This window comes from Polaromonas sp. P1_G4, assembly GCF_056405475.1.
The window spans coordinates 1-11435 of sequence record NZ_JBFUCA010000088.1; the positions used below are offsets into that span (position 1 = coordinate 1).

Below are 11435 nucleotides of genomic sequence, written 5' to 3' on the forward strand. Positions count from 1 at the left end.
AGTATTTCATCTTTGGCACCGAGAGAACAGGCGCGACCAGGAATCCATCAATAAAAACAGGGTGCTCCAGCGCATGAAAACTGCTGTCACGCAGGCGGAGAAAGGGCTGGGCCAGATTGCCCCTCAAACACCCATCAAAATAACGCATTTGCATTGACCTGAAAAAAAACCATGAGCATCACACCCCTTATTCGCCGTCGCACCATTGCTGGAATGCTGGTTGCTGCCACGCTCCCGGCAGTGCCGGCTCTGGCGCAATTTCGCGTTGAGGTTTCCGGAGTTGGCCTGACCCAACTGCCCATCGCCATCGCCACGTTTCGGGGAGAAGCGCAGGCACCGCAAAAGATCGGCGCCATCGTCCGGGCAGACCTTGAACGTAGTGGCATGTTTCGACCGATCGATACCGCAGGGATCGTCGCGGATGAGAATACCCGCCCGGATCTGGCTGCCTGGAAGCAAAAAGGCGCTGATTCGATGGTGACCGGCAGCATTTCCCCGTTGGCAGATGGTCGTTTTGATGTTCGTCTTCGCCTCTGGGATATCGTGCGCGGACAGGATTTGGGAGGCCAGAGTTACACGGTAGGGCCTGCTGACTTGCGGCTGTCTGCACACCGCATTTCCGATTTTGTCTATGAAAAACTCACTGGCGAAAAAGGCATTTTCTCGACGCGTATCGCTTACGTGACCAAGGCGGCCCAGAAATACAACCTCTGGGTGGCCRACTCCGACGGTGAGGGCGCGCAGTCGGCCCTGACCAGCCCCGAACCCATTATTTCGCCCGCCTGGTCACCTAACGGCTCCCAACTGGCTTATGTGTCGTTTGAGTCGCGCAAGCCGGTGATCTACGCACACGACGTGGCATCCGGCAAGCGACGCCTGCTGGCCAACTTTCGAGGCTCCAACAGCGCGCCCGCATGGTCGCCGGACGGCAAACAGTTGGTGGCGACGCTGAGCCGCGACGGTGGTTCGCAGCTTTATGCGATCGGCCTCAATGGGGGCGAGCCCAAACGGCTGACTCAATCTTCCAGCATAGACACCGAGCCTGCCTTCTCGCCCGATGGTCGCTACATCTATTTCGTGAGCGACCGCGGCGGCGCGCCGCAAATCTACCGCATGAGCCCCAATGGTGGCAATGCCGAGCGGGTCACCTTTACCGGGACCTACAACATCTCCCCGGCGCTCAGCCCTGACGGTCGATGGCTGGCCTATGTTTCCCGGGTGGGCGGCGCCTTCAAGCTGCACGTCATGGAACTTGCCAGCGGTACGGTCACTCCAATCACCGAAACCACGGCCGATGAAAGTCCGAGCTTTGCACCCAACAGCCGATTGATTGTGTATGCCACCCAGCAGCAGGGCAGGGAAGCCCTGATGACTACAACGCTGGACGGCAAGATCAAGGCAAGACTGTCCGGGGCAAGCGGTGACATCCGGGAACCCGATTGGGGCCCTTTCCAGCGGTGACCGGCAACACCCGGCATTATTTTTGTTTTCCATACGGCCTATTTTTTTGTAGAGGTACTTCATGAAACGCACCGTTTTTTCAATCATCTTCTCCCTTGTCCTGGCGGCCACGCTGGCAGCCTGCGGTTCCGGCGTCAAGCTGAACGACGTGCCGGTCGAGGATCGCACCGGCACGACCCAGCAAGGCGGTACACCAGGCGCGACTGGCCGTGCTGTTGCGCCGGTACAGGTTGAAGGCGCCGATGCCTCGTTGGCGGGCCCTGCCAATACCACCAAGGTCATCTACTTTGACTTCGACAGCTACGTGGTCAAGCCCGAGTTCCAGGGAGCAATCGAGGCCCATGCCAAATACCTGACGGCCAACAAGGGCCGCAAGATGGCTATTGAAGGCCATACCGACGAGCGCGGCGGCCGCGAGTACAACCTGGCTCTGGGCCAACGGCGCGCTGAGGCAGTTCGCCGCGCGCTGGGCTTGCTGGGCGTGGCTGATCCGCAAGTCGAGGCCGTGAGCTTCGGCAAGGAAAAGCCGGCAGCTACGGGCTCTGATGAGGACTCCATGGCGAAGAATCGCCGCGCTGAACTCAACTACCGTTAAACGGGGCCCGAACCGTGAACATGTTTCGGTATGCCGCGGTAGCCGCGGCCTGCGTGCTGGCGTTCAATGCAAACGCCGGCCTGTTTGAAGACGATGAGGCCCGCCGGGCGATCCTCGATTTGCGGCAAAAGGTCGATGCGTCGCAGCTGCGCATGGCCGATGACGTGCGGAAAAACACGGAAGACAACGCTCAGTTGCGCCGCAGCGTACTCGACCTGTCCAATCAGATTGAGGCACTGCGCAGCGAAGTCGCCAACCTGCGTGGGCAGAACGAAAACCTGACGCGCAGCGTGGCCGAGATGCAGCGCACCCAGAAAGACCTGACGACAGGCGTGGACGAGCGTCTGCGCAAGTTCGAGCCCGGCAAAGTCAATGTGGACGGCAAGGAATTTGTGGCCGAGCCCGCTGAAAAACAGGAGTTCGAAACCGCACTGGCCACGCTTCGCAAGGGCGACTTCGCAGCAGCGCAGRCGAGCTTCCTGGGCTTCCTGAAGCGTTATCCGCAAACCGGCTACCGGACATCGTCCCTGTTCTGGCTGGGCAATGCGCAGTACGCCCTGCGCAACTACCGCGACGCGGTGACTAATTTCCGCTCGCTCGTGACGGCTGAACCCGATCATATGCGCGCGCCGGAGGCCATGCTTTCGCTGGCCAACTGCCAGGTGGAACTCAAGGACACCAAGTCGGCCCGCAAGACGCTGGAGGACCTGGTCAAGACCTATCCCCAGGCCGAGGCGGCTTCCGTCGCCAAGGAACGGCTGGCCAAGCTGAAGTAAGCCGCACCTCGGGCAGGCTATCCGGCYGGCCCGGGGGCAAAGATCATTCGCCCCTAAAATCGGGCGATGGACATCTCCGCACTCAATAGTCTCACGGCCCACGTTCTCTGGGCCGGTTTTATTCTCGCCATGGTTTTTGGCGCGATTGCCCAGCGAACGCACTTCTGCACCATGGGCGCCGTCAGCGACATCGTGAACATGGGTGACTGGACCCGTATGCGCATGTGGGGAATGGCGATTGGTGTAGCCATGATCGGGTTTTTCACCATGGCCGCGGCCGGTGTGATTGATCCATCCAAGACCTTGTATGCCTCCAACCGTTTTATCTGGCTTTCCGCATCGGTGGGCGGCGCGATGTTCGGTTTTGGCATGGTCCTGGCTTCAGGCTGCGGCAGCAAAACGCTGGTGCGTATTGGAGGGGGCAGCCTCAAGTCCGTCGTGGTATTTGCCGTGATGGGCATCGCAGCTTTTGCGACACTCAAAGGCATCACGGCTGTGGTCCGTGTGGCTACGGTCGACAAGATTGCCGTCGATTTCACGGCCAATGCGACCTTGCCCAACTGGGTGGCCGGCGCCATCGGTATCACACCCGCCGCCGCCGGTATCGGCCTGGCCATCCTCATCGGGTTGGGCCTTATCGTCTGGGCGCTGTTCGGCCAGGACTTCCGTCGCTTTGATAACCTGCTTGCAGGTCTGGGCATTGGCGGCGTCATTGCGGCCATGTGGTGGGTCAGCGGGCGCCTGGGCTATGTGGCCGAACATCCGGAGACGTTGCAGGAAGCCTTTCTCGCCACCAACTCGGGCCGCGCCGAGGCGCTGAGTTTTGTCTCGCCCGTGGCTTACACCGTAGACTGGCTCATGTTTTTCAGCGACAAGAGCAAGGTGCTCACGCTGGGCATCGTGTCGGTGTTCGGTGTGGTGGTTGGTTCGGCCGTCTACGCCGTGCTGTCGCGCAGTTTCCGCTGGGAAGGTTTTCGTGACGCGGAAGACACTGCCAATCACCTGGTGGGAGCCACATTGATGGGCGTAGGCGGCGTCTGCGCCATGGGTTGTACCGTGGGACAGGGCTTGTCGGGCATCTCGACCCTGAGCGCGACCAGCTTTGTGGCGCTGGCTGCCATTCTCGCGGGCTGCGTGGCGGGATTGAAGTACCAGATCTGGCGGCTGGAACGTTCTGCCTGAGCACGTCCCGGCAACGATCCGCATTTCCAATGACATCCCTCATCGAAGAACTTCCCGCCGACTTGGAGCGCCGGTTCGGCGGCCTGGCGCGCCTTTACGGCGCGGCGGGGGCGCAGCGCATACGCCGGGCGCACGTTGTGGTGGTGGGCCTGGGCGGCGTGGGTTCCTGGGCGGCCGAGGCCGCGGCCCGCAGCGGCGTGGCCCGCCTGACCCTGATCGACCTCGATCACATCGCCGAATCGAACATCAACCGCCAGGTCCATGCGCTGGACAGCACGCTGGGGCAGGCCAAGGTGCAGGCCATGCGCGAACGCATCGCGCAGATTCACCCGGGCTGCCGCGTGGACGGCATCGAGGAATTTGTCGACGCCGCCAACTGGCCGGGCATCCTGGGCCTCGAAGAGGGCTTTGACCGCAAGCAGCTGGCCGTCATCGACGCCTGCGACCAGGTGAAAGCCAAAACCGCCATGGCAGCTTGGGCGATTGCCAACAAGGTGAATCTGGTCAGTGTAGGCGCCGCGGGCGGCAAGCGGCTGGCGCACCGCGTGGACATCGACGACCTGTCGCTGGTCACGCACGACCCCTTGCTGGCGCAGTTGCGTTACCGGCTGCGCAAGGAGCACGGCGGCGCACGCAAAGGCAAGATAGGTGTAGCCTGTGTCTTCAGCCGCGAGGCTGTGCTGCAGCCCGATGCCGCAGACCAAAGCGACGGCAGTCTGAACTGCCACGGCTATGGATCGGTCGTCAGCGTGACCTCGACCTTCGGCCTATGCGCGGCCGGCTGGGCACTCGACAAAATTGCGGCCTGAGTTTTTGCGAAGGCTTAAAAAATCACGCTATAATTCAAGGCTTTGCTGCCCTCGAAGCAGCAAATACCGGGATGTATCGCAAGATACGTTCTTGGGACCATAGCTCAGTTGGTAGAGCAGCGGACTTTTAATCCGTTTGTCGTGGGTTCGACCCCCGCTGGTCCCACCAGAATTTCCGGGTTCTTAGCTCAGTTGGTAGAGCAGCGGACTCTTAATCCGTAGGTCGACAGTTCGAATCTGTCAGAACCCACCAAGTACATCAAGGACTTAGCCGCAAGGCTAGGTCCTTTTTTGTTGTTCTGCTGACAAACTCCCGAAGGCGGGCTTTGCGGGCTCAAGCCGAGTAGCCCAGCAAGGGCAGCTCCATCTCCGCCTGCTTCGCCACCCGGATACAGTCTTTCATGTGCTCTTCGCCCAGGTAGCGTATCGCCGCATAGCCGACTGCGGCCGATACGATCTGGCCGGCCAGTGGCACATACTTGGCAACCTGTTTGGTGGTCAGGCGAACGCCGATCTTGGTGGCAGCCTTGATGACAAGGTCACGGCTGATAAATTTTCCGATGAGCACCGAACCTACCAGCGTGACGGCTTTTTGCACCTGGTCGCGCTTTCTGGGCTCCAGCCTGTCAAGCTGTTGGGGCGTGAGACCGAACTCCCTGTTGATTTCCGGGATGAGCCGGGACAGCATCGCCGCGTCCACCGCCCAGTCCAGCCCAGGCACCGGCACGGCACTGGCTGCGGCCGCCACCATGGCGCGCTTGTTCAGCAGTTTGCGGCTGCGTTTGACGGCGGCTTCAAGTGCCGCGTCGTCCGCGGCCATGTGCAAGGCTGAAGGCATCAATCGGGCCCTTTCACAAAATGGGTGACCCCGGCGGCGTGGTGCCGTCAAGGATCCTTTCGCCACTTTACACTGCAGCCGTCTCGATCTGTTCGGTCAGCTCAAGCCACCGTTCTTCCAGCATGTCTATTTCGCCCTCGATGGCCTTGAGGCGCTTGCCGGTCTGGGCGATCTCCGCCGGCGCGGTGGTGGTGGTCAACAGCGCTTGAAGGCTGTCGCGCTCGCTGGTGAGTGCCTTCATGCGAAGGTCGATTTTCTCGATTTCCTTGCGCAGCGGCTTGGTGGCTTCGGCCTGCTGCTGGCGGCGCTGTGCATCGAGCTTGCGTTGCTCGGGCGTCTCGCGCGGCACGGCTTTCTTTTCTTCAGCTGCCGCAGCGGGGGTAACTGACTTGGCAGCGGCAACCGGGGTCGCGCTGCCGGTCTTTTTGGCTTCCTCGCGCTGGCGTTTGGCATGGTCCAGCAGGTACTTCTGGTAGTCGTCCAGGTCGCCGTCAAAGGGGGCGACGCCGCCTTGGGACACCATCCAGAACTCGTCGCAGACGGCGCGCAGCAACGCGCGGTCGTGGCTCACCAGCATGACGGTGCCTTCAAACTCATTGAGTGCCATCGACAAGGCTTCGCGCGTGGCCAGGTCCAGGTGGTTGGTCGGCTCATCAAGCAGCAGCAGGTTGGGGCGCTGCCAGACGATCATGCACAACACCAGGCGTGCTTTTTCACCGCCACTCATGCTGCCCACGGCCTGTTTGACCATGTCTCCGCCAAAATTGAAATTACCCAGAAAGCTGCGCAAATCCTGCTCACGTGTAGGCTGGTTGCCCATCTTGCCGGCGGCGGTGACTTCCTTTACAAGGCGGATCATGTGCTCAAGCGGGTTGTCGGCCGGGCGCAGCACGTCCAGCTCCTGCTGGGCGAAGTAGCCGATGTTCAGGCCCTTGCCCTCAATCATCTCGCCGCTGATGGGCGCGAGTGCGCGCGCCACAGTTTTCACCAGTGTGGACTTGCCCTGCCCGTTGGCGCCCAGGATGCCGATGCGCTGTCCGGCCAGCACCGACTTGCTGACGTTCTGCACGATGACTGTGGGCGGCGTACCTTCCGGGGCGTCTTCAAGCGGTGGGTAGCCGAAGTAGGCGTTCTRCATCGACAGCATGGGATTGGGCAGGTTGGCCGGCTCCTTGAACTCGAAAGTGAAGTCGGCTTCAGCCAGCAGCGGGGCGATCTTCTCCATCCGGTCCAGTGCCTTGACGCGGCTTTGCGCCTGTTTGGCCTTGCTGGCTTTGGCTTTGAAGCGGGCGATGAACTTCTGCAGGTGGGCAATCTTGTCCTGCTGTTTGGAAAACGCAGTCTGTTGCAGCGCCATCTGCTCGGAACGCAAATCTTCGAACTTGCTGTAATTGCCGCCGTAGCGAGTGAGTTTTGCGCTTTCGATATGTACCGTCACGTCGGTCACGGCGTCGAGAAATTCGCGGTCATGGCTGATGACCAGCATGGTGCCCTGGTAGCGCTTGAGCCAGGCTTCCAGCCAGACCAGTGCGTCCAGATCCAGGTGATTGGTGGGTTCGTCCAGCAGCAACAGGTCAGACGGGCACATCAGCGCGCGCGCCAGTTGCAGGCGCATGCGCCAGCCGCCGGAAAAGCTGTTGACGGGGTTGTCCAGTTCGCTGACCTTGAAGCCCAGCCCCAGGATCAATGCCTGCGCGCGGGCCTGCGAGTCATGCGCGCCGGAGTCGTACAGCTCCATATACGCGTGCGCCATGCGGTCGCCGTCACCGCTGGCCTCGGCGGCCGCCACTTCGGCCTGCGCGGCCATCAGTACTACGTCGCCTTCGATGACGTATTCGGTGGCGCTTTGCTCGGTTTCGGGMATGTCCTGCGCTACTTGGGCCATGCGCCATTGCGTAGGAATCGAAAACTCACCGCCGTCCTCATGCAGCGTGCCGTTGAGCATGGCAAACAACGAGGATTTGCCCGCGCCGTTACGCCCCACCAAGCCAACGTTTTCGCCGGGGTTGAGGGTGACGGACGCACCGTCCAGAATCACTTTGGCGCCGCGGCGCAGCACGACGTTTTTAAGGGTAATCATTTAATAAAAAGCTTCAGGAAAAGTATTCGGAGCGGTGGGGCGTCGCACACGCTTGCCATGCAAGCGCTGCGCCAGTCATCCAGGCCGGGGCTGAGYACCGGCCTGGCCTTCAGGCCAGTTGTTCGCGCGTCAGCAGCAAGACCTGGTCGGCGCCCGAGCTGGTTTCGAACCACAGCGGTTCAAGCGTCGGGAAAGCGCGCTCAAAATTCTCGCGCTCATTGCCGATTTCCAGCACCAGCACGGCATTTTCGCTCATATGGCGTGCGGCGCTTTGAAAAAGGTCTCGAATGAAGTCCATACCGTCGGTGCCGCCGTGCCGGTTACCGTCCAGTGCCAGGCCGGGTTCAGCCCGGAATTCGGCCGGAAGGGCCGCCATGCTGGCAGCGTTCACATAGGGCGGGTTGCACAAAACCAGGTCATACAGGCCCGCGCAGGCAGCCATGCCGTCAGATTCGATCAGCGTGATGCGGCCGTCGAGACGATGACGGTCCACATTGATACGGGCCACCTCCAGAGCGTCCAGGCTGATGTCGGCGGCGTCCACCACCACGTCAGGGTAGGTCATGGCCGCCAGCACCGCGAGGCTGCCGTTACCGGTGCAGAGGTCAAGCACGCGGTGGGTGTGCTCGCCCAGCCAGGGGTCTATGCTGGCGTCGGCCAGCAGCTCGGCAATGAGGGAGCGTGGAATGATCACACGCTCATCCACATAAAAGGGCACGCCCATCAGCCAGGCTTCGTTCGTCAGGTAAGCCGCCGGCTTGCGGGTGCTGATGCGTGCTTCCAAAAGCATAGCTGCTTGCGCCCGTTCCTCTTGGGTTACAGGCCGATTCTCTACAGAATCCAGGTCGTCCAGCGGCAACCCAAGCTTCCACAGCACCAGCCACGCGGCCTCGTCGAAGGCGTTGGTCGTGCCTTGCCCGAATCCGTCTGAAAAGTGCAGGCCTGCCGCTTCCAGCCTGGCGGCCATTTCCTCGACCAGCGCCAGCACCGTCAGCGATGAAGCAGGAGTTGCCGGGCTCGTCATGCTGCCGCCAGTCGTTCCAGAACACCTTTGTAGATGTTTTTGAGCGGATCGAGTGAGCTCACCAGAACATGCTCGTTGATCTTGTGGATCGAAGCGTTGAGGGGGCCGAATTCAATGACCTGCGGGCAGATTTTGGCGATAAAGCGGCCGTCACTCGTGCCGCCCGTGGTCGAAAGCTCGGTTCTCAGGCCGGTTTCAGCCTGGATCGCTCCACGCACCGCATCCACCAGCGTGCCCGGAGTGGTCAGAAAGGGGAGGCCGCCCAGGGTCCATTTGAGGTCGTACTCCAGCTGGTGCTGGCTGAGCACGGCTTGCAGGCGCTGTTGCAGGCTTTCGGGGGTGGATTCGGTGCAGAAGCGGAAATTGAAGTCCACCACCAGCTCGCCCGGAATGACGTTGGACGCKCCGGTGCCACCGTGGATGTTGGAGACCTGCCAGCTCGTGGCCGGGAAGAAAGCATTGCCTTTGTCCCATTCGGTGGCCACCAGTTCGGCCAGAGCCGGTGCAAACAGGTGGATCGGATTTTTGGCCAGGTGCGGGTAGGCAATATGGCCCTGCACGCCCTTCACGGTGAGCTTGCCGCTCATGGTGCCGCGGCGGCCGTTCTTGATCATGTCGCCCAGGCGCTCGACCGAGGTGGGTTCACCCACGATGCAATAGTCCAGCGTTTCTCCGCGCGCTTTCAACTGCTCGCAGACCATGACCGTGCCGTCCACGGCCGGGCCTTCCTCGTCGCTGGTGATCAGGAAGGCGATCGACAAGGCCGGATCCGGGTGGGCGGCCAGGAATTCCTCGACTGCGACCACCATCGCCGCGATCGATGTTTTCATGTCGGCGGTACCGCGCCCGTACATCTTTCCGTCGCGATGGCTCGGGGTGAACGGGTGGCTGTGCCACTGGTCGAGCGGGCCGGTGGGCACCACGTCGGTGTGGCCGGCGAACACCAGGGTTTTGGCCGGCGCGGCGCTATCGCTTTTTGCTATTAATTCAGTAGCTGCTTGCGCCCGTCCTGATTGGGCTGCAGCCCTTAAATCATGAGATTTCCCTTCACGCCGAGCCCACAGGTTGGTGACGCGGAAGTCGGCAGGGCCGCTGACGATGGTTTCGCATCGAAAGCCCAGCGGCGCCAGCCGTGCGATCAGCAGGGCCTGGCAATCTGCGTCGTCAGGCGTGACGGAGGGGCGGGAAATCAGCTGTTCAGCCAGATGCAGGGTTCGGGACATGTCGTTTAGGGCCTGTTAACACCGGCCCGAAACGAGCGCGGCCGTGTTTTTAGTGCTTCACGTCCAGCGTGATTTCCGTAAAGGACGGTTCGTCATCCGGGTCCTCTTCTGGCTCCAGTGTCTTGGCCTTGACGGCAAAGTCATTCTCCAGCCGCCACATCAGATTGGTCGGCGAGTCGGCGTAGAGAACACCTTCCTTGCGTGTGACGGTGCCGGCCACGATCAGCTTGGCGATGTCCTGCTCGAAGGTCTGTGAGCCTTCGGCCATGGATTTTTCCATCGCTTCCTTGACGCCTGAAAAATCGCCTTTTTCGATCAACTCGGAGATCAGCTTGGTATTGAGCATGACTTCCACCGCCGGCGTTCGGCCGCCGTCCTGTGTGCGCAGCAGCCGCTGCGACACGATGGCCTTGAGCGCGGCACCCAGATCGCCCAGCATGGTGCTGCGCACTTCCACCGGGTAAAAGCTCAGGATCCGGTTCAGCGCCTGGTAGCTGTTGTTGGCGTGCATGGTCGCCAGGCACAAATGGCCCGATTGCGCATAGGCAATGGCCGCCGACATGGTTTCGCGGTCGCGGATTTCACCGATCAGGATGACGTCAGGCGCCTGCCGCAACGCATTTTTCAGCGCCACCTGCAGCGATTGTGTATCGCTGCCGACCTCGCGCTGGTTCACAACAGACTTCTTGTTGGTGAACAAAAATTCGACCGGGTCCTCGATGGTGAGGATGTGGCCCAGCGTTGTCTCGTTGCGCAGATCGATCATGGAGGCCAGTGTGGTGCTTTTGCCGGCGCCGGTGGAGCCCACCATCAGCAGCAGGCCGCGCTTTTCCATGATCAGGTCGGCCAGGATGGGCGGCACGTTCAGGCTGTCCAGCGGCGGGATATCGCTGGGGATATAGCGAATCACGGCGGCGTAGGTGCTGCGCTGCTTGAATCCGCTGATACGGAAGTTGCCCAGGCCGGCAATTGGCAGCGCCATGTTGAGCTCACCCATTTCCTCCATCTCTTCGATGCGCTCGGGCGGCAGCACTTCAGCCAGCAGGTTGCGCGGCGCCTCCGGCGGCAGGATCTGCGCATTGATCGGGATGGCCTGGCCATTGATCTTGATCAGGGCGGGCGAATGGGCCGACAGGTAGACGTCAGACGCCTTCTTGTCCACCATCAAACGCAGGATTCTTTCCATCGTGCTCATAGTCCACCCTCTTGATTGAAATGAAATACAACGTTGGCCACCCGGCTTACGGTTCCTCGCCAGCAGGGGCCGCGGAACCGGCTTTGCCGGGCCGCAGGCGCAGCGGCCCCCTCGGGGGGCAGCGCACTACGCGAAGCGAGAAGCGTGGGGGCCATGTCTAGTCGCGGAGTAAATCGTTCAGGCTGGTGGTGGAACGGGTTTTTGCGTCCACGCGCTTGACGATCACCGCGCAGTACATGCTGTACTTGCCGC

10 protein-coding genes, 2 tRNA genes and 1 pseudogene are annotated in these 11435 nt (G+C 61.4%); 7 read left to right on the forward strand and 6 right to left on the reverse strand.

Translation table 11 applies throughout. From position 1 onward, the window contains the following. Positions 1-171: 171 nt before the first annotated feature. The 7 genes from tolB to AC1D1X_RS06610 all read left to right on the forward strand — a co-directional run bounded on the left by tolB (position 172) and on the right by AC1D1X_RS06610 (position 5076). A complete protein-coding gene (tolB, locus tag AC1D1X_RS06580; protein WP_477698007.1) occupies positions 172-1461 on the forward strand; it encodes a Tol-Pal system beta propeller repeat protein TolB in 1290 nt (429 codons plus the stop codon). Positions 1462-1522: 61 nt separating this feature from the next. Further along, on the forward strand, positions 1523-2056 hold the full coding sequence (gene pal / locus AC1D1X_RS06585) for a peptidoglycan-associated lipoprotein Pal (RefSeq protein ID WP_477669497.1): 534 nt from the start codon (positions 1523-1525) through the stop codon (positions 2054-2056). Positions 2057-2076: 20 nt separating this feature from the next. Then, on the forward strand, positions 2077-2832 hold the full coding sequence (gene ybgF, locus AC1D1X_RS06590) for a tol-pal system protein YbgF (RefSeq protein WP_477698009.1): 756 nt from the start codon (positions 2077-2079) through the stop codon (positions 2830-2832). A gap of 66 nt (positions 2833-2898) precedes the next feature. Next, positions 2899-4014: a YeeE/YedE family protein gene (locus tag AC1D1X_RS06595; protein WP_477669498.1), complete on the forward strand. Its 1116-nt coding sequence runs from the start codon at positions 2899-2901 to the stop codon at positions 4012-4014. A gap of 29 nt (positions 4015-4043) precedes the next feature. Further along, positions 4044-4823, forward strand: coding sequence for a tRNA threonylcarbamoyladenosine dehydratase (locus AC1D1X_RS06600; protein WP_477669499.1), 780 nt, complete (start codon positions 4044-4046; stop codon positions 4821-4823). A gap of 93 nt (positions 4824-4916) precedes the next feature. Beyond that, positions 4917-4992: transfer RNA gene (locus AC1D1X_RS06605), tRNA-Lys, on the forward strand. 8 nt (positions 4993-5000) lie between these two features. Beyond that, positions 5001-5076: transfer RNA gene (locus AC1D1X_RS06610), tRNA-Lys, on the forward strand. A gap of 81 nt (positions 5077-5157) precedes the next feature. On the opposite strand, the gene AC1D1X_RS06615 is transcribed toward AC1D1X_RS06610, so the two are convergent. From AC1D1X_RS06615 to AC1D1X_RS06640, 6 genes and pseudogenes are all read right to left on the reverse strand, one after another. Then, positions 5158-5661: a hypothetical protein gene (locus AC1D1X_RS06615; RefSeq protein WP_457280831.1), complete on the reverse strand. Its 504-nt coding sequence runs from the start codon at positions 5659-5661 to the stop codon at positions 5158-5160. A 67-nt stretch (positions 5662-5728) separates the two neighbouring features. Then, on the reverse strand, positions 5729-7741 hold the full coding sequence (locus AC1D1X_RS06620; RefSeq protein ID WP_477698008.1) for an ABC-F family ATP-binding cassette domain-containing protein: 2013 nt from the start codon (positions 7739-7741) through the stop codon (positions 5729-5731). A 109-nt stretch (positions 7742-7850) separates the two neighbouring features. Further along, a complete protein-coding gene (gene prmB, locus AC1D1X_RS06625; protein WP_477669501.1) occupies positions 7851-8765 on the reverse strand; it encodes a 50S ribosomal protein L3 N(5)-glutamine methyltransferase in 915 nt (304 codons plus the stop codon). Then, positions 8762-9988: a succinyl-diaminopimelate desuccinylase gene (dapE, locus tag AC1D1X_RS06630; RefSeq protein ID WP_477669502.1), complete on the reverse strand. Its 1227-nt coding sequence runs from the start codon at positions 9986-9988 to the stop codon at positions 8762-8764. The genes prmB and dapE overlap by 4 nt, the downstream gene beginning before the upstream one ends. A gap of 49 nt (positions 9989-10037) precedes the next feature. Then, positions 10038-11183 carry a PilT/PilU family type 4a pilus ATPase gene (locus tag AC1D1X_RS06635; RefSeq protein ID WP_477669503.1) on the reverse strand — a complete coding sequence of 382 codons (1146 nt, stop codon included), beginning with the start codon at positions 11181-11183 and terminating at the stop codon, positions 10038-10040. A 157-nt stretch (positions 11184-11340) separates the two neighbouring features. Beyond that, positions 11341-11435, reverse strand: a pseudogene (locus AC1D1X_RS06640) (2,3,4,5-tetrahydropyridine-2,6-dicarboxylate N-succinyltransferase); the annotation flags it as partial.

What these genes read in the sequence shown, in the direction of transcription:
- AC1D1X_RS06600 (WP_477669499.1), top strand. Translation starts at nt 4,044, where the DNA reads ATGACATCCCTCATCGAAGAACTTCCCGCCGACTTGGAGCGCCGGTTC.
- prmB (WP_477669501.1), bottom strand. Translation starts at nt 8,765, where the DNA reads ATGACGAGCCCGGCAACTCCTGCTTCATCGCTGACGGTGCTGGCGCTG.
- AC1D1X_RS06615 (WP_457280831.1), bottom strand. Translation starts at nt 5,661, where the DNA reads ATGCCTTCAGCCTTGCACATGGCCGCGGACGACGCGGCACTTGAAGCC.
- pal (WP_477669497.1), top strand. Translation starts at nt 1,523, where the DNA reads ATGAAACGCACCGTTTTTTCAATCATCTTCTCCCTTGTCCTGGCGGCC.
- AC1D1X_RS06635 (WP_477669503.1), bottom strand. Translation starts at nt 11,183, where the DNA reads ATGAGCACGATGGAAAGAATCCTGCGTTTGATGGTGGACAAGAAGGCG.
- AC1D1X_RS06595 (WP_477669498.1), top strand. Translation starts at nt 2,899, where the DNA reads ATGGACATCTCCGCACTCAATAGTCTCACGGCCCACGTTCTCTGGGCC.